14 protein-coding genes are annotated in these 16,882 nt (G+C 69.7%); 5 read left to right on the top strand and 9 right to left on the bottom strand.

The window, feature by feature from the left end:
* Window positions 1-28: 28 nt before the first annotated feature.
* From purU to ACUP6Y_RS04385, 3 genes are read right to left on the bottom strand one after another with little or no spacing between them, the layout of a single operon-like run.
* Window positions 29-886 (bottom strand): formyltetrahydrofolate deformylase, encoded by an 858-nt coding sequence (purU, locus tag ACUP6Y_RS04395; protein WP_462554420.1) that lies wholly within the window; start codon window positions 884-886, stop codon window positions 29-31.
* A 36-nt stretch (window positions 887-922) separates the two neighbouring features.
* Window positions 923-2,269: a hypothetical protein gene (locus tag ACUP6Y_RS04390; protein WP_462554419.1), complete on the bottom strand. Its 1,347-nt coding sequence runs from the start codon at window positions 2,267-2,269 to the stop codon at window positions 923-925.
* 31 nt (window positions 2,270-2,300) lie between these two features.
* Window positions 2,301-2,957 carry a methylenetetrahydrofolate reductase gene (locus tag ACUP6Y_RS04385; RefSeq protein ID WP_462554417.1) on the bottom strand — a complete coding sequence of 219 codons (657 nt, stop codon included), beginning with the start codon at window positions 2,955-2,957 and terminating at the stop codon, window positions 2,301-2,303.
* A gap of 475 nt (window positions 2,958-3,432) precedes the next feature.
* Between ACUP6Y_RS04385 and ACUP6Y_RS04380 the strand changes: the two genes are divergently transcribed.
* The 4 genes from ACUP6Y_RS04380 (at window position 3,433) to ACUP6Y_RS04365 (ending at window position 7,632) form a co-directional block, all read left to right on the top strand.
* Window positions 3,433-4,236, top strand: a complete 804-nt coding sequence (locus ACUP6Y_RS04380) for an SDR family NAD(P)-dependent oxidoreductase (RefSeq protein ID WP_462554416.1) — start codon at window positions 3,433-3,435, stop codon at window positions 4,234-4,236.
* Window positions 4,237-4,309: 73 nt separating this feature from the next.
* Window positions 4,310-4,894, top strand: a complete 585-nt coding sequence (locus ACUP6Y_RS04375) for a carboxymuconolactone decarboxylase family protein (RefSeq protein ID WP_462554415.1) — start codon at window positions 4,310-4,312, stop codon at window positions 4,892-4,894.
* A gap of 218 nt (window positions 4,895-5,112) precedes the next feature.
* Window positions 5,113-5,646: a flavin reductase family protein gene (locus tag ACUP6Y_RS04370; protein ID WP_462554414.1), complete on the top strand. Its 534-nt coding sequence runs from the start codon at window positions 5,113-5,115 to the stop codon at window positions 5,644-5,646.
* A gap of 3 nt (window positions 5,647-5,649) precedes the next feature.
* Window positions 5,650-7,632, top strand: coding sequence for a LuxR C-terminal-related transcriptional regulator (locus tag ACUP6Y_RS04365; protein WP_462554413.1), 1,983 nt, complete (start codon window positions 5,650-5,652; stop codon window positions 7,630-7,632).
* A gap of 16 nt (window positions 7,633-7,648) precedes the next feature.
* On the opposite strand, the gene ACUP6Y_RS04360 is transcribed toward ACUP6Y_RS04365, so the two are convergent.
* On the bottom strand, window positions 7,649-9,172 hold the full coding sequence (locus tag ACUP6Y_RS04360; protein ID WP_462554412.1) for a 4-hydroxyphenylacetate 3-hydroxylase N-terminal domain-containing protein: 1,524 nt from the start codon (window positions 9,170-9,172) through the stop codon (window positions 7,649-7,651).
* A 143-nt stretch (window positions 9,173-9,315) separates the two neighbouring features.
* Here ACUP6Y_RS04360 and ACUP6Y_RS04355 point away from each other — a divergent pair, with 143 nt between their 5' ends.
* Window positions 9,316-11,598 (top strand): LuxR C-terminal-related transcriptional regulator, encoded by a 2,283-nt coding sequence (locus tag ACUP6Y_RS04355; protein WP_462554411.1) that lies wholly within the window; start codon window positions 9,316-9,318, stop codon window positions 11,596-11,598.
* 44 nt (window positions 11,599-11,642) lie between these two features.
* On the opposite strand, the gene ACUP6Y_RS04350 is transcribed toward ACUP6Y_RS04355, so the two are convergent.
* The 5 genes from ACUP6Y_RS04350 to ACUP6Y_RS04330 form a co-directional block, all read right to left on the bottom strand.
* Window positions 11,643-12,314 carry an enoyl-CoA hydratase/isomerase family protein gene (locus tag ACUP6Y_RS04350; protein WP_462556622.1) on the bottom strand — a complete coding sequence of 224 codons (672 nt, stop codon included), beginning with the start codon at window positions 12,312-12,314 and terminating at the stop codon, window positions 11,643-11,645.
* A gap of 20 nt (window positions 12,315-12,334) precedes the next feature.
* Complete coding sequence (locus ACUP6Y_RS04345) at window positions 12,335-12,982, bottom strand: hypothetical protein (RefSeq protein ID WP_462554410.1); 648 nt, start codon at window positions 12,980-12,982, stop codon at window positions 12,335-12,337.
* Window positions 12,983-13,109: 127 nt separating this feature from the next.
* Entirely contained in the window at window positions 13,110-14,501 is a 1,392-nt protein-coding gene (locus tag ACUP6Y_RS04340; protein ID WP_462554409.1) for a M24 family metallopeptidase, read from the bottom strand.
* Between the two features lie 113 nt (window positions 14,502-14,614).
* Entirely contained in the window at window positions 14,615-15,490 is an 876-nt protein-coding gene (locus ACUP6Y_RS04335; protein WP_462554408.1) for an NAD(P)-dependent oxidoreductase, read from the bottom strand.
* A complete protein-coding gene (locus ACUP6Y_RS04330) occupies window positions 15,487-16,863 on the bottom strand; it encodes an NADP-dependent succinic semialdehyde dehydrogenase (RefSeq protein WP_462554407.1) in 1,377 nt (458 codons plus the stop codon). Before ACUP6Y_RS04330 ends, ACUP6Y_RS04335 begins: the two co-directional genes overlap by 4 nt.
* Window positions 16,864-16,882 lie beyond the last annotated feature (19 nt).

Genomic DNA, 16,882 nt, shown 5'->3' with positions numbered 1-16,882 from the left:
CGCCTCCCGCCCCGGAGAGCGGCCTCGATCACGGGAAGACGACGGTCCTGCCGCCGTCCAGCAACACCCTGTTCTCGGTGTGCCAGCGAACCGCCCGTGACAGGGCGAGACACTCGACGTCCCGGCCCAGGGTACGGACCTGCGCCGTTGTCATCCCGTGATCCACCCGGGCCACCTCCTGCTCGATGATCGGCCCCTCGTCGAGGTCGGCGGTCACGTAGTGTGCGGTCGCGCCGATCAGCTTCACGCCCCGGGCATGGGCCTGGTCGTAGGGTCGAGCGCCCTTGAAGCTCGGCAGCATCGAGTGGTGGATGTTGATCACCCTCCCCTCGAGTGCCTTGCAAAGGTCGCCGGACAGGACCTGCATGTACCGCGCCAGGACCACGAGGTCGACGTCGAGATCGACCACGAGGTCGAGCAGCTGCCGCTCCGCCTGCACCTTGGTCTGCACACCCACCGGGATGTGGTGGTACGGAACCCCGTAGGTGTCGGCGAGGTAGCGCAGCTCATCGTGGTTGGACACGACAGCGCAGATCTCGACGTCCAGACCTCCGTTGAAGGTACGGAAGAGGAGGTCGTTGAGGCAGTGACCCGCCGTGCTCGCCATCACCAGCACCCGCTGTCGTCGGGCAGCGTCGAGGAACTGGTCCTCCATCGAGTACATCCGGCGGACGGAGCCGAAGCCCTCTCGAAGGGACTCGGCGCTGACGGCGGGGTCGAGCACCTCGAGCTCGACGCGCATGAAGAAGTTGCCCGACTGCTGGTCGAGGAACTGCTGGCTCTCGATGATCGAGCAGCCGCTCTCGTGGAGGAACCGCGAGACGGCGTACACGATGCCCGGCTGGTCGGGGCAGGTGAGGGTCAAGACCACCGTCGCGTCAGTCATGGCGGATACCTTCCGTGCTCGCACGAATCACGGCCGTCACACCAACGGACTGGTTCGGAGCGTCGCGCGGATCGCTCGCTGCACGTGACGTTCGACCGTCGGCTTGGCGGAGCCGCCGTTCTCCTCACCGATCAAGACGGTGACCTCACGCCCGTCGACGGCCTCGTCCTCGGCGACCATGCCGTGCGAGGACCAGCCCCCGACATTGACCGTGTAGCCCGAGCTGGCCGACAAGCCGATCAGCCGCCCGTCCGCGAGCACCTGGTCGTAGGAGTTGGTGCCGTAGTTCGAGACCGGCATCTCCAGGTACTTCGTCCGGGGCCCGGAGCCGAAGAGGCTGTCGGCGATGAGGTCCGCGACGTCCCGGTCGTTCCACCGCAGCCAGACCTTCTGCCGGTGCGGCTGATCCACCATCTTCTCCAGTGCCGCACGCCCGATGAAGTCGTGGTCGAAGCGGATCACGCGACCGTAGCCGAGATCCCACGGAGTCACGTAGTAGTCCTCGATGTCGTCGGACACGAAGCTGCCGGCGATCGACGCGTTCGCCTCGAAGCCGTTGCCGGGAAGCCACTCGCGGAATGCCCTCATCGCGTCGCCGGTGTAGATGGCCGGCACTGGAGCGGCGATCCAGCCCGACTCGATCGCGGTCGAGGGGTATGCCCGGGCGCCACCCAGACGAAGGCCGAACTCCTCTCCTGCCGCGATCAGCGCCTCGCGCACCAGCTCGGCGCCCTCCGAGGGGCCGACCAGCTCGAGCCCGGTGAACTCGAGGCCGGGAACCCCCGCCATGGTGTGGTTGAGAGCACGGATCGCGACGCCGGCGATCTCGATCTCGCCCATCGCGAAGAACCTGATCGCGGGCAATGGCGCGCCGACGGCCCGCTCCACGATCTTGTGCGTGGCCGGACCGTTCAGCTGGAAGCGGAAGGAGAGCCGTCGCCCGTTGTTCGCGACGGAGCGCTCGTCGCGGGTCACCTCGACGTCGTAGCCGCCGGTCTCTGCCTGGAACGCCGCCCAGTTCGGTGCGACCGGCCGGCCGACCAGGCTGTAGTGGTCGTCCTCGAATGCGAAGAGGATCGCATCACCCACGAAGTAGCCGTCGTCGTTGCAGGTGATCAGCTGCTTGGCCTTGTTCCGCCCGAAGCTCTTGAATCCGTTCACGCCGATGTCCGACATCAGCCGCAGCACGTCAGGGCCCTTGAAATGGATGTCGGTCATGTGCAGCGACTGGTCGAACATGACCGCGGTCTCGCTCCACGCCCTCTGCTCGTCGCGCCAGTTGGTGTATTCCGACTGCATCGGGAAGATGTACGGCCCCTGCGGCGCATTGCGCAGCATCTGGGCGACATTTCCGGCCTGCTTGATCTTGTCTTCGAGGTTCATTTCGTTCGCACGTGCTTTCTGATGTCGTGGGTCAGTTGATGGCGATGCTGGCGTCGTTGGATGCATCCGGATCGCGAAGCTCGCCGGCGCGGGAGAGCCACCCGAGGGTCGGCTCGAGCTGGTTGAACGAGAAGAGGTGCAGACCCTCGACCCCGTCGGCGGCGAAGGAGACCTCGCGGCTGAGCTCGGTGAGGAGGTCGAGGGGCTCGTAGGCACGCCCGAGGAGGAGGTTCCCGACGATGCCGTGCTGCTTCGAGAGGAACCGGACCGACTGGCCGACACCGATCCTCAAGGAGAGCTCGATCAGCTTCCGAGTCTGCAACGGGGCAGCGACGCCGACCCGCAGGGGCAGCGTGACACCGCCCGCGCGGGCGGAGCCGAGCCAGCCCGCCAGGGCCCCGGAGTCGAAGCAGAGCTGGCTGACCATGTAGTCGGCGTACTCCTGCTTCTGGAGCAGCGCCTCGTGCAGCACGTCGTCATCGATCTTCGGGTGACCCTCGGGATAGCAGCCGACGCCGAGGCGGCGCAGGCCGTGGTCGAACTCGGCGAGGTCCCGCAGGATCTCGAGCGCGTCACCGTAGGGACCGACCGGCAGGTCGCCGTCGCCGCCGACGACGTACAGGTCGTCCACACCCAGGTCGACGACCTGGTTCACGAACGATCTCAGCTCCTGGCGGTCTCCGACCATGCGAGCAGCGAGGTGAGGGACCACTCGGTGGCCGGCTCGCCGGGCGCTGGCGACGTGCCGCAGGGTGCGCTCCAGGCCGAACTTCGGCGAGCATGTGATCGTCAACGGCCGGTCGGCCGGCATATTCGCGACCGCCTCCTCGGCGCCCTTCAGCGGGATGATCTCGATACTGGAATTCCTGATGACTCCTTTAAGTTCCGAACTTCGTCCGTCTGGTCGGTCCATAGGTGATCCCCACTCGCTTGAAGGCGGCCGAGCCGCGTCGATGTCGCCGTCGGCCGGGCCTGTCGTGTGCCCTGACCTCGCCGCTGCCGGAGTGTTCTATGTCACCTCGAGTTATGCGGTCGTTAACCCCGGATCGGCTCCGTTAGCGGCCCGTTAATGGCCTTTGCGGTGCCGGCGGCACCTCTTCACACTGGGCCGGAAAGCGACGCCGGCCACGGCGTCGGAGCACACCCGCGAAGGACGTACAGCAATGACATTGGGAACTCGCCTCGACGGACGCACCGCGCTGGTCACCGGAGGTGGCAGCGGTCTGGGGTTCGCGATCGCGCAGGCCCTGCACGAGCAGGGAGCGTCGGTCGCCCTCCTGGGCAGGACCGAGCCGAAGCTGAAGGACGCCGCGCGTCAGATCTCACCCGACGCGGATCGCATCCTGACGCTGGTCGCCGACGTCACGGACGATGCCGCCGTCGCCGGCGCCTTCGACGCGGTCGCCGCGTGGACCGGCGGCCTCGATGTGCTGGTCAACAGCGCCGCCCCGCTGCTGGTCAACAGCGCCCTCAGCGAGGCGGAGGAGTCTGCTCTTACCGATGCTCTCGAGGGCAAGGCCACGGGCTACCTGCGGGTCTCCCGCGCGGCGCTCCCGCTGCTGCAGAAGAGTGAGGCCGGGCGGATCGTCAACATCGCAGGCATGGCCGCGCACGTCCTCGTGCCCGGCATCGGCATCGCCGCCGCCGTGAACGCCGCGGTGGTCGCCATGACCAGCTACCTCGCCGCGGAGGCCGCTCCGCACGGCGTCCTGGTCAACGGCATCTCGCCCGGCATGACCCTCACCCAGGTCTGGAAGGACCGCCACGCCGCGACGGCCGAGCAGAACGGCTCCACGGCCGAGGCCGTGCGCGACGGCATGGTCGAGCGCCTCGGCATCCGGCTGGGACGGTGGGCCGAGCCGTCTGAGATCGCCGCCGCCGCCCTGTTCCTGGCGTCGGACCTCTCGTCGTACGTCACGGGTCAGGTGCTCCAGGTCGACGGCGGGCTCGGCAAGTCAGTGATCTGACGGCCAGCGCCGAAGACACCCCCGGCCCGCGTCCACGAGACCGAGAGACACGAACAAGAGAGGAAGCACCGTCATGGCACTGATTCCGTTGGCGACCCGGGAGCAGGTCTCCCCCGTCGATCTGCCCGCACTGGAGGCGGGCGAGGCCGGCTTCGGCACGTTGCTGAACACCTGGCTGGCGATCGCCCAACGTCCGGGCATGCTGTCGACCTATCTGCCGTTCGTCCGGCACGTGTCCGGGCCGGGGGCGATCGAACCGAGGATCAAGGAGCTCACAGCGGTCTACGTCGCACTTCTGCACCACTGTCGCTACACGACGAGTCACCGCTGCTACTCGGCGCTGGCGAAGGGGATCGACGAGAGCGACCTCGCACTCCTCGCGTCCGGCGACCACAGCACCTTCTCGAGCACGGAGCGGGTTGCGCTCGAGTTCACCAAGGCCGTGACGCTGGACCTCGCGGTGACCGAGGCCGCGGCCTGTCCGCAGGGCGTGGCGCCGGAGCTGCTCGAGAGGGTCAGCTCCTTGTTCTCCCCCGACGAGCTGGTCGAGCTCACGATGTCCATCTCGCTGTGGAACGCGCTCAGCCGATTCCACCGGGTCCTGGGGCTCGAGCTCGATCTGGGTGAGCCCCCTGCCGGGGTCGACCCGCATGTCTGAGGGCGGGCGCCGAGTGCGTCACTCGGCGATCGTGAGGCTGGCGAGGCGGATCCAGCGCGCCTACGTGCTCGGGGCGACGGCTCTGTGGGCACCCCAGGCGATCCGTCCTGACGCGGTCAACCGCGGACGGTGAGCGGTTCGGCTGCGGCATCCACCAGCCTGCCCAGAATCACACGTTCGTGCGATGTGACCTGCGCAACGCGAGTCCACGATGGGTGATGCCCCTTCCCGGGGCCGCTCACCGATCCGGACGACCCAGGAGGAAACCCGTGACTGCCGCCGCACTCGTCGACGAAGCCCTCGCGTTCCGCGCCACGATGTCCCGACTGCCCTCCGGCGTCACCGTCATCACGACGAGGGCAGGCGAGGTACCTGTCGGCATGACCGCCAGCTCGGTGACGCCGCTGTCGCTCGATCCGCTGCAGCTGCTCGTGTGCGTCGGCAACCACCTCTTCACCCGGTCGGCGATCGCCGAGCACGGCCGATTCTGTGTCAACGTCCTCGGTGAGGAGCACCAGGATCTGGCCAGACAGTTCTCCTCACAGGGTGACCGGTTCGCCGGAGTCTCCTATGACGAGGGCCGCGGTGTTCCGGTCCTGCACGACGCCATCGCCTCCATCGTCTGCGACGTCGCGGACGAGCTTCCCGGTGGCGATCACACCATCTTCATCGGCACGGTGCTCTCCTACGGGCACGTCGATCAGGTGCGGCCGCTGATCCACTGTGGTGGCGAGTTCGGCCGCATCGCGTGAACGATGTCGCGGGGATCTGATCCACTGCGTCCTCCCTCGTCCGTTCCCGGACGTAGGGCTGAGCTCTTCGGACGGCTCGACGACGAGGACCGTCGAGTCGTCGTCGTCAGCGGTCCGCCCGGGTCGGGCAAGACGACGCTCGTCGCCGCGTGGGCGGCGAACCGCCCCGGCGCCCGACGCGTCGACCTGACCCGGCGCGACAACGCACCCGGGACGCTGGCGCGAACGATCCTGAGGACCCTGAATCCCCACACCGCCGAGCTCGCGGACGAGCCGGTCGACCCCGACCGCTGGACCGACGTCCTGATCGGCTCCCTCTCGACGCTGGCGGCCGGCGACCCGTGCTCCCTGGTCCTCGACAACACCGAGCTGATCACCGCGCAGGAGACCCAACAACTCCTGGTCGACCTGGTGGAGTCGAGCCCCGAAGCACTGCGTTGGATCATCACCACCCGTCACCGATGCCTTCCTTGGCTCACCAGGAGCCACACGGACGGCATCGTCGCCACGACCGTCCGCGCCGACGACCTGCGGCTGAGCGAAACCGACGTCGAGACGACCCTGGGCTACCCGGCACCCGAGCTCGCCGGTTGGGCGGTGGGCGTGCAGGCGTACGCCGACCTCGGTGCCGGTGCCGGCGAGGAGGCGCTGCGCGACTACGTGCATGGGCAGGTGATGCAGAAGGTCACCACCGAGATGCACCGGATCCTCCACGCCGTCGCCATCGGGGGGCCGGTCGGGCCGGCGCTCGCACTCCACCTGACCCAGGACCCGGCCTGCGGCAGGCTCTTGACAAGCTTCGCGGCGACGACGCAGCTGGCGACGATGTCCTCGGAGGGCGTCTTCGCCCTCCACCCCGTCCTCGCGCGACATCTCCACGACGAGCTCCGAGCCGAGAACTGGTCGAGGTACGCACAGCTCAAGGAGAGGTACGCGGGCTGGCTGGCGGGCGACGGCCGACTCGACGAGGCCGTGCGTGCCTATGCCGACCTGGGGCTCCACGAGGCCGCCGAGAGCGCGCTGCTCGACGGCTGGCAGCGAACCGTCCTCTCTGGGCGATGCGACCAGGTTCTGGCCGCGCTCACACTGCTCCCCGAGCACCGCGTCACCGCAAACCCTCGTCTCTGCTTGGTCCGCGCCATGGCCAGCCTCGCAGCAGGCGATCACGTCCAGTGGCGTCGGTGGAGCGATGTCGCCCGAATCCAGGGCGATCCGCATCTGGTCGTCGGCCCCGGCATCACCCTCGAGGACGCGCTGCGCTCCGCTCGACGGCTCACCCAGGCGCTCCTCGGCGAGGTCCTCGGCCCTGCTCCCGCCGCCGACGAGCTGCGTGGCGTCTGGCGGGCGATCGACGAGGTGGCGGTAGGCCTGGACCTGCTGCGGGTCGGTCGGGCGAGTGAGGCCAGCGCCAGGTTCAGCGCCGCGGAGGTGTCCTCACGCGCTTGCGGCGACCAGCTCGCGCTGGTCCATGCCCTGGCCGGCGGCGCCCTCGCTGACGCAGCCAGGGGGCTCCCGACGGCGGTGGAGGCCGCCAGCGAGGCCATCGCCACCGCCGGGCGCCTGTGTCCCTCCAGTCGGTGGGTGGTGGCCAACGCCCACCTCGCGCTCGCGGAGCTGAGCATCGCCGTCGGCGACGTCCACGCGGCTGACACGGCGGCCAGGACCGTGCTCGACGTACTCGGCTCGACCGCCGCCGGGCTGGAGCCACGGCTACGGCGCCGGGCCGAGCAGCTCCGCACGCCCTCGGACTCCGGCCGCCCCCGGCTCACGACGACGCGTCCGGCGACATCCGCGCTCTCGGAGCGAGAGCGTCGCATCCTGCGCGCCCTCAGCGGTCCGCTGACCCTGCGCGAGATCGCGGCGGAGCTCTACGTGTCCCACAACACCGTCAAGACCCAGGTCAGCTCCATCTTCAGGAAGCTCGAGGTCCACGACCGGGCAGCGGCGGTCGCCGCTGCCCGGTCCCGGAGCCTCATGACCGGCTGAAGCGGTCACGGCGTCGTCAACGACCGGCGGCGCTGTCCTGGAGCCGTGCGTACTCGGCCTGGGCGAGGTACTCGGTCTGGTCGGGACGCTCGGGGTTCTCGATCTCGCAGATCGACCGGGCGAGATCCGCGATCGGGCCCGCGGCCGAGATCTCCGCGCGCCGGATCGTGAGCTCTCGGATGAGAAGGATCGGCGTCCCGTTGAAGCCCTCGAACGCCGCCATCCGGTCGCCCCAGTCGGACATGAAGTAGTCGCGGATGACCCGGCTGATCTTCAGCCGGTCGTGCGGACGCCCGACCGGACCGGACTGCAGCGCCTCCAGCCACGGCCGGAACTCGGGGTTCTGCCACTGCCCCTCGGTCGGGAACACCAGCGACGCGCGACCGCAGAGGTCGAGCAGCTCGGCGGTGAGCCGGCTGATGTTCTCCAGGTAGAACACGCGGCCGAAGTCGAACATGAGGACGTTGGGCTTGTACGTTCCTCCGGGCGTCATGAACCCGTCCTCCTCCGAGGCGACCACGTGGGCCTTCAAGGTCTGCATGAAGCCCACGAACTGCGACACCCGGGCCCGGACCGGCGGGATCGCGTAGGTGCCGGTGTGCTCGGTGATGAGCAACGCGAGACCCAGCATCAGCTCGGCGCGCACCATCTCCCGGACGACCGCCTGGTAGTGCACCCAGTCGAACACCCGCTGCGGGTAGTAGCTGGCGTGCTCGGGGTTGCCGAGATGGAAGACGCGGTTCCACGGGATGAAGACGTTGTCGAAGATGATCGTGGTGTCGAGCTCGTCGCCCTGGGAGGCCATCGGGTGCTCGGTCTCCTCACCGTCGCGCACGTTGGCCTCCCGGTTGATCATCGTCACGCCCGGGGCGTTCGCGGGTACGCCGGCGAACACGATCTGCTCCGAGGTGACCCCGGGCTTGTAGAACGTGCCGAGGTTGATGTAGTCCGCGAAGACCGCCCCCGTCGCCACCGACTTCACCCCGGACACGACGATGCCCTCGTCGTTCGTCGACACGACATGCACGTTCGGCGACTCCGCTTGGGCGGACTCCCGCGACCGGTCGGTCTGCGGGTCGACGAACGCGATTGCGGCGTTGAGGTCCCCCTCGCGCAGCAGGTCGCAGAACTCGAGGATGCCCGGGACCAGGTCGCGGCCGTCGGTTCCGACGGACTGGTCGCTCCACGGGCGCGGGTCGTCGACGTAGGTGCGGAACACCGAGTTGTTCACATCGGGGGACCTCGGCGCCGCGCCCGCACCGAGGTTGCGGAGCAGGGTCTCGTGGTAGTGGCGCTTGCGCCGCAGCGACTCCTTGTCGATCGGCTTGAACCACATCATCGACCGGCGGACGCCGTCCTCGTCCACGAACGTCATGACGTCCTCGAGGTCGGGGCGGTGGTGCAGGTCGTAGAAGTCGGCGGTGAGCTTCGCGAATGCCCGGGTCCGGGGATGTGTGGCGACGTTGTCGATGAGCTCGTCACCCACCCACACCCTCCGGCCGTCGTTCAGGGCCTCGAGGTATTCCTTGCCAGTACGCATGGTCTTCCTTCTCTGTCGGCGTTGTCCGGTCCTCGCACGGTGACGGCCGTCGGGGTGACCGGGTGCCACGGTCACCCCCGTTCACCTGGGTGAAATCGCCGTTCCGTCCAGCAGGGGGCCCGGCGGTGTCGCATGCTGTAGGCATGCCTCCGGTCCCGCGCCCCGAGATCTCCGAGGCCCTCCGGCATCTCGAGCACGGCGCATCCGCAGCGCTCGTCGTCGAGCTCGACGAGCGGACCCGCACAGCCGACGCCTTCGACGAGGTCAGGGCCCGCGCGAACGAGCTCGGCTTCGTGTCGGTCACCGTCACCGCCGTCGAGACCGACGAGGTCTCCGCTCGGTCGAGGCTCCTCGAGGAGCTCTCGACGACCACGACGAGCACGACCCACGACGAGGGTCTCCAGAGCGACCGATCTGCCGAGATGCTCGAGGCGCTCTCCCGCACACGGCCCGTCGTCGTCATCGTCGAGGACCTGCGCTGGACCGATCCGGCCAGCCTCCAGGCCCTCCGCACTCTCCCCGGGCCGCTGCGCCATCTACCCATCTGCTGGGTGGTGGGCATCGGCCCCGGTTCACGCCGCGGCGACCGGGTGCTCTCCGTGCTCCGGCGCCTGAAGACCTACACCATCCCCTGCCACGACCCGAGGGACCAGCGGGTGGTCACCTCGATGCCACTGGCCTTCCTCCAGGTCGCCGCCGTGGTCGGCGTCGAGTTCGATCTCGACGTGGTGGCCCGGGTCCTCGAACGGACAGTCGGCAGCCTGCTGGGCGAGGTCGACGCTGCCCTCCAGAGCGGAGTCCTCGCCGACGACGGCCCACGCCTGCGCTTCGCCGACCCGAGCCTCCGCACCGACATCTACACCGGTCTGTCGGACCCGGTTCGGCGAGCCCTCCACCACGATGTCGCCCGCGAGCTCCAGCGTCCGGGGGCGGAGTCCGACGCCGTCTGGCACCTGATCCGCTCGACCGGACACCTCAGCGACAGCGAGCTCGCCCTCATCCGCGCCGCGATCGCACGACTCTCTCCGGTCGCGCCGGAGGATGCCGCCGAGCTCGCCCTGCGCGTCAGCCAGCTCTTCGACCCCTACGACCCCCACCACATCGAGTTCGTCACGTCCGCCGCACGCGACCTGGGGAACACCAGTCGTGTCGGAGAGGCGCTCGACCTCGTCGAGCAGCGCAGCACGGCCGGCCTGCGCGATCAGGACGAGGCGAGACTGCGGCTGGTCGCCGCCCACCTGCACCAGGCTGCCGGCGACGACGGCGAGGCGATGGATCACGTGGCCCGGGCCCTCGCCCTCTCCGGGATCGACGACCAGCTGCGGATCGCTCTGCTGAAGACAAGCGCGGTGGGCCACGTGAACCTCGGTGAGGTCGATGCCGCCACCCGGCTCTCGGAGGTGCTGGCCGAGTCCATCGACCTCAGCGACGACCCAGCGGTCAAGCTCAGCGCCGAGCTCTTCAGGTCCCAGCTCGCGTTCAGCAAGGGCCAGGTGAGCACGGCGCTCGAGCTGGCCGAGCGCGCCGCCCACTCCTTCGAGGTCTCCGCCGCCCGACCGCTGCCGGCGCCACGCATCCCCGAGCTCTGGCTGGCCACGGTCATGCTGTCGAGCGACCGAGCCCCCGAGGCCTCGGACCTCCTTCTCGCCGGCCAGCGGCAGGCGGAGCGGCGAGGGTTCGTCTGGTCGGTGCCGTACTGGCATACCGTGCGGGCCATCGAGCGGTGGCTCCTCGACGAGCTCGACGACGCTGCCGCGGAGGCCGAGACGGCGATCCACGTCGCCGACACCCTCGAGATCGCGAGGTACGTCCCGCTGAGCCGATCGGTTCTCAGCATCGTCGAGGCCGACAGAGGCAACCTCAGCCGCGCGCGGCGACTGATGGCCGACGCGACCCTGCCGGCACGACCGCGCACCTATGACGCCTGGACCGCCGCCGCGCTGATCCGCCTCGGTGGCAGCGAGGCGCACGTCGGCCGCCCTTGGCTGCGTCGATACGCCAACACCGCACGGATCATGTCCCTGCCGCCACGGCTGTGGCCGATGCTGGTCGCGCCCGGCCCCGAGAGCGAGGCGCTCCGTCGCACTTTCGACGCGATCGCACGGGAGGCGAGCGACCAGGCCGTGGTGGTCGAGGCGCTGAAGGCGACGACGACGCAGCAGACACACCGGCCACAGGCCCGGGGAGCCGGCCGTGCCCCGGCCACCGGATGGGACAGCCTGACGGCGTCCGAGCTCAGGGTCGCCTCGCTCGTCGTGGCCGGACACACCAACCGGGCGATCGCGTCGATGCTCCAGGTCTCGATCCACACCGTCGGCACCCACCTGCGCCATGTCTTCACCAAGCTCGACATCAACACCCGCGTCGAGCTGACCAGGCTGGCCCTGCAACGGAACGCGACCGGACCCGACCTGCTGGAGCAGTAGCCTCCTCGCGAGCGGCGACGGTCCCGATCCGTCGCGGGCGGACCTCAGTCGAACAGCGCCAGGAACCGCGGTACGGACGCATCCAGCGCGTCGTCGTACGACATGTCCGCGAACTCGTAGAGGGAGCGCCGCCCGTCGGGCCCGGCGAGAGGGGCACGTGAGGCGTTCTCCAGCCATACCAGGGCGGCCGAGAGGTCCTTCCCCGCCTCGACGACCTGCTGGACGAGGCCCACCTCCCTCGCGCGTGCTGCGGTGAACGGCTCGCCCGAGCCGACGTTCTCGATCGCGCCGCGCGCGCCCAGACGATGGATCACGGGCACCTGCGCGATCATCGGCCACAGGCCGGCGCTGACCTCCACCGTCCCGATCCGCGCGTGCTCGCCGGCCACCGCGTAGTCCGAGGCAGCCACCAGGGACGCTCCGGACGCCAGCGCGTCGCCGTTGACCGCCGATGCGACAGGCAGGCCCAACCGGGGGATGACCCGGAGCAGCTCCACGAGGGTGGCAGCGAAGTCGCGGGGGTCAGCGCCCTCCTTGATCGCGGAGATGTCCAGGCCTCCGCAGTAGGTGTCCCCGGCACCGGTGAGCAGGACGGCGCGGACCTGCGGATCCGTGTCCGCCTCCAGCAGCAGCGATCGCAGCTGGTCCATCAACGGTGGATCGAGGAGGTTCCTCGCACCGTTCGCGATCGTGAGGACGCGCGTCGCGCCCTCCATCCGTGCATCGATCCCGGCGTTCATCGCATTCCTCGCTGTCCGATGGCTGTCATGGTCTGGGCGAAGGACGGCCCGAGCATCGCCGCCGCCCGGTCGAGTCGGCCGGCGCCGATCGCGGCCCGGATCCGCGTCGAGGAGATGGCGTCGTCGCCGTGCAGCGCGAGCTCCGGGCAGGCCACGTCGAACCCTCGCTCCAGACCCAGCGCCCGCAGGGTCGAGGGGTCACCCGCGGCGCCCCGGCCGAACCTGAAGTTGGTCCCGACCACGACCGCGGCGACGTCCAGGGCGCCGGAGAGCAGGTCGTCGACGAAGTCCCGCGGCTCGGTCGCTAGCAGCGCGTGTCCTACCTCGAGAACCACGACGAGGTCGAGGCCCGCATCGAGCAGGAGCGCGACCTTCTCGTCGAGCGAGGTCAGCTCGACAGGAGCCGTTCCCGGCGCCAGCACCTGCAGCGGATGGCGATCGAAGGTGATCGCCCCCGTCGGCGCGCCGACGGCGGCGGCGTGTCGCTTCGCCTCGTCGACCAGGAGTCGATGGCCCAGGTGGACGCCGTCGAACTGGCCGATCGCGACCACCGGCCGCCCAGGGGCCTCGACGCCCCGCCGGCGGTACGTCATGCCGCGCAGCCCTGCACGAGTGACGAACGCCGTGCCGGAAGCGGAGCCCATGATCACAGTCCTCTCGTTCGTCCCACCGGCCTATCCTCCGGTCTGTGCATCGTCGCGGGAGCCGGACCGGCACCACATCACGCGAACGCGTGATCTTTCGTCCGGCCACGGATCATCGCTCCCGAGCTCATCCGGGGATGCCGCCGCGGCCCGCCTCGGTGTTCAGGTGGGACTGGGCGTCGCGCAGCGTGGGCAGCTCGCCACCCACCGCGTAGTACTTGCGGCCGGCGACGATCAGATCCTCCGCCGGGAACTTGGTGATGACCTTGCAACCATCGGCGGTCACGACGATCTCCTCCTCGATGCGGGCGGCACCGATGCCGTCGGCCGAGGGCCAGTAGGTCTCCAGGGCGAAGACCATGCCCTCCTGCAGCACCTCGGGGTGCTCGAGCGAGACCAGGCGCGAGAAGATCGGCTTCTCCCAGATCGACAGGCCGACACCATGGCCGTACTGGAGCGCGAAGGCCGCCTCCTCATCAGGGAATCCGAACTCCTGCGCCGTCGGCCACACCGACACGATGTCGGCCGTGGTGGCGCCGGGCCGGACCAGGGCGATGGCGTGGTCCATGTACTCGCGGGCGCGCTTGTAGGCATCGTGCTGCGCCCGGCTCGCCGAGCCGACAGCGAACGTGCGGTAGTAGCAGGTCCGGTACCCGTTGAAGCTGTGCAGGATGTCGAAGAAGGCGGGGTCTCCCGGGCGGATCAGCCGGTCGGAGAAGACGTGCGGGTGCGGGGAGCACCTCTCTCCGCTGATGGCGTTGACACCCTCGACGTACTCGGAGCCCAGGTCGTAGAGCGTCTTGGCGACCACGCCGACGCACTCGTTCTCCCGGACCCCCGGCCGGAGGAACTCGTAGAGGTTCTCGTACGCAGCGTCGACCATCGACGCCGCCTGGGTCAGCAGCGCGATCTCGTCGTGGGTCTTGACCCGCCGCGCCTCCATGAAGATCTGCTGGGCGTCGACGACCTGGATGCCCTCGTCCTGGAGGGCGAAGAGGATCGGCATCTCGATCACGTCGACGCCGAGGGGCTCGTTCTGAAGACCGAACTTCTCCAGCTCCCGCTTGATCTTCCGGGCGACCGAGCGGGCGATCTCGGCGTCGGGACTGAAGGCGCCGCGGAGGGTGGAGATGCCGGCACGGGCGCCGGTCTCGAGTCGCGGCCGGACGGCGCCGTGGTGCGGGGCATGCGGGTCGGCGTCCGCCTCCGCCGTGGTCTCGGAGAGCCAGGGGTTGTACAGCAGGTGGTGCTTGGCCGCCGAGCCGAAGTCCCACACCACGGGGTCGGTGCGCCGGGTGAGGAGGCTGAACCGGATCAGCTTGTCCATCGCCCAGGTGCCGATGTGGGTGGCGCTCATGTAGCGGATGTTGGAGAAGTCGAAGGCGAGGACGGCGCCGCACTCCGACGTCGCCAGCTCGGCCTTGAGCCGCGCCAGGCGCTCGCTGCGCAACCGATCGAAGTCGATGCGCTCCTCCCAGTCGACGGCATTCGTTCCGGTACTCGCGGTGCTGCTCAACATCTGGTGCTCCTCTGGATGCTCTTCTCCGCCAGGTGCGCGGAGCGGGTGGTGCGGTCGGGGTGGGTCACCGCCCGTCGACCGGGAAGGGGTGAGAACCGGTCGACGGGCGGAGGTCAGGGTCCCTCGGTCGGGGTGCGGGTGACCTCGGCGATCGCCGACCAGTCCGCGTCCGGAGGTACGACGTCTCGCAGGGCGTCCGCGAAGATGGAGCGGAGGACGGGAACCGAGGGCAGCTCGACGCCGGCCTCCTCGGCCGTGACGGCAGCGAGCTCCAGGTCCTTGAGCCCCAGCTCGAGGGTGAACCCCGCGGGCCAGTAGCTCCGCTCGGCGATGATGCGGCCGTACACCTGGTGGACGACCCCGCCGAACATGGTGCTGCTGAGCAGCTCGGTGAACTCGGCCGCCGAGCCGCCATGCCTCTCGACGAGTGCGACCGACTCCCCCAGCGCGTGGAGCGCGTGGATGATGTTGTAGTTCACCGCCACCTTGACCACGTTCGCGGTCCGGGGCACCTCGCCGACGCGCCAGGTGCGGCACCCGATGACGTCGAGCAACGGCTGCACCCGGTCGATCACGTCGGCGGGACCGGCCGCGACCACGTTGAGGTCACCGCGAGCCGCCACCTCCGGGCGGCCAAGGACCGGTGCGGCCACGTAGGAGACCCCGAGGTCACGACAGGTCTGCTCGAGTCGGTCCGACGCCTGGGGGCTGATGGAGGCGGTGCAGAGATGGACACACCCCGTGGCCGCGGCCATCGCGTCGGCGGTCAGGACCTGGTCGACCGCGGCGTCGTTGGCGAGCATGGAGATGGACACCGGCTGCCGCAGCGCCTCCTCGGCGGACTCCGCGGCCCGCGCGCCGAGGGCGACGAGAGGCGCGACCCGCTCCTGCGAGCGGTTCCAGACGACGACGTCGATGCCCTGCCGGAGCAGGTTCGACGCGATGGCACTTCCCATCGCCCCGAGACCGAGGAAGCCGATCGCCGTCATGACACGGTCCAGACGGTCTTGAGGTTGCAGAACTCCCTGATCCCCTCGGCAGCGAGCTCCCGGCCGATGCCCGAGTCCTTGATGCCGCCGAACGGCAGCTCGGGATAGGAGATCGTCATCCCGTTCACGAACACGGCTCCGGCCTCGAGGTCGGCGACGAAGCGGTCCGCCTCGGCCTGGTCCGAGGTCCACACCGAGGAGCTCAGGCCGAACGAGGTGTCGTTGGCGATCGCGAGCGCCTGGTCGGCGTCAGTCGCCCGGAACACGGTGGCCACCGGCCCGAACGTCTCCTCTCGGTAGACCCGCATCCCCTCGGTGACGTCCTCCAGGACCGTCGGTGGGTAGTACCAGCCCTCGTCCGGCACGCGCTGGCCGACCGTGGCGGTCGCGCCGGCCTCGACCGCGTCGGCCACCAGGTCGACGAGGTCGCGGTGACCCGCCTGCGTGGCGATCGGGCCGACGTCGGTGGCCTCGTCGAGGGGGTCGCCGACCCTCAGCCCGCCCATCTGCTTGACGAAGGCCGCGACGAACTCGTCGTAGACGTCCTGGTGGACGATGAACCGCTTCGCGGCGATGCACGACTGCCCGTTGTTGACGACCCTGGCGGCCACGGCGGTCGCGACGGCCCGATCCAGATCGGCGCTGGGCAGGACGATGAAGGGGTCGGCTCCACCGAGCTCGAGGACGACCTTCTTGACCTGCGCGCCGGCGACCGCCGCCACCGAGCGGCCGGCCGGCTCGGACCCGGTGAGGGTCACCGCCCGGACCCGGTGGTCACGGATCACCTCGTCCACCCTGCCCGCACCGATCATCAGCGCCTGGAACGCACCCGAGGGGAAGCCGGAGCGCTCGAACAGGGAGTCGAGGTACAGCGCCGCCTGGGGCACGTTGGACGCGTGCTTGAGCAAGCCGGCGTTGCCGGCCATCAGGGCCGGGGCGGCGAACCGGATGACCTGCCACAACGGGTAGTTCCACGGCATCACGGCGAGCACCGGCCCCAACGGCTCGTACCGCGTCCACGCCCGTTCGGCGCCGACGACGCTCGCGTCGTCCAACGGGGAGTCGGCCAGCATCGCCGCGCCGTGGTCGGCGTAGAACCGGAGCCCCTTGGCGCACTTCGCGACCTCGGCACGGGCCTGGGCGATGGTCTTGCCCATCTCCGTGGTCAGGATCCGCGCCGTCTGCTCCGCCTCCTCCTCGAGCAGGCCGGCGGCCGCGTGCAGCCAGGCCGAGCGCTGCGCGTACGACGTACGCCGCAGCTCCCGGCTCGCCTGCTCGGCGCGCTCGAGTCGCCGCTCGATCTCGGCCGCGTCATGCTCCTCGAAGGTGCGCTCGACGCGTCCCGTCGCGGGGTTCGTGGTGGCGATCGCCATCGTCGGTGTTTCCTCGATC

This window comes from Nocardioides sp. S5-5 (genome assembly GCF_054954065.1).
Note: the sequence above shows the minus strand (reverse complement) of the source record. Positions and strands in the feature narration are given on the sequence as shown.

Coding starts and splice junctions, on each gene's coding strand:
- purU (WP_462554420.1), bottom strand. CDS start 886: ATGACTGACGCGACGGTGGTCTTGACCCTCACCTGCCCCGACCAGCCG.
- ACUP6Y_RS04390 (WP_462554419.1), bottom strand. CDS start 2,269: ATGAACCTCGAAGACAAGATCAAGCAGGCCGGAAATGTCGCCCAGATG.
- ACUP6Y_RS04385 (WP_462554417.1), bottom strand. CDS start 2,957: ATGGTCGGAGACCGCCAGGAGCTGAGATCGTTCGTGAACCAGGTCGTC.
- ACUP6Y_RS04380 (WP_462554416.1), top strand. CDS start 3,433: ATGACATTGGGAACTCGCCTCGACGGACGCACCGCGCTGGTCACCGGA.
- ACUP6Y_RS04375 (WP_462554415.1), top strand. CDS start 4,310: ATGGCACTGATTCCGTTGGCGACCCGGGAGCAGGTCTCCCCCGTCGAT.
- ACUP6Y_RS04370 (WP_462554414.1), top strand. CDS start 5,113: ATGCCCCTTCCCGGGGCCGCTCACCGATCCGGACGACCCAGGAGGAAA.
- ACUP6Y_RS04365 (WP_462554413.1), top strand. CDS start 5,650: ATGTCGCGGGGATCTGATCCACTGCGTCCTCCCTCGTCCGTTCCCGGA.
- ACUP6Y_RS04360 (WP_462554412.1), bottom strand. CDS start 9,172: ATGCGTACTGGCAAGGAATACCTCGAGGCCCTGAACGACGGCCGGAGG.
- ACUP6Y_RS04355 (WP_462554411.1), top strand. CDS start 9,316: ATGCCTCCGGTCCCGCGCCCCGAGATCTCCGAGGCCCTCCGGCATCTC.
- ACUP6Y_RS04350 (WP_462556622.1), bottom strand. CDS start 12,314: ATGGAGGGCGCGACGCGCGTCCTCACGATCGCGAACGGTGCGAGGAAC.
- ACUP6Y_RS04345 (WP_462554410.1), bottom strand. CDS start 12,982: ATGGGCTCCGCTTCCGGCACGGCGTTCGTCACTCGTGCAGGGCTGCGC.
- ACUP6Y_RS04340 (WP_462554409.1), bottom strand. CDS start 14,501: ATGTTGAGCAGCACCGCGAGTACCGGAACGAATGCCGTCGACTGGGAG.
- ACUP6Y_RS04335 (WP_462554408.1), bottom strand. CDS start 15,490: ATGACGGCGATCGGCTTCCTCGGTCTCGGGGCGATGGGAAGTGCCATC.
- ACUP6Y_RS04330 (WP_462554407.1), bottom strand. CDS start 16,863: ATGGCGATCGCCACCACGAACCCCGCGACGGGACGCGTCGAGCGCACC.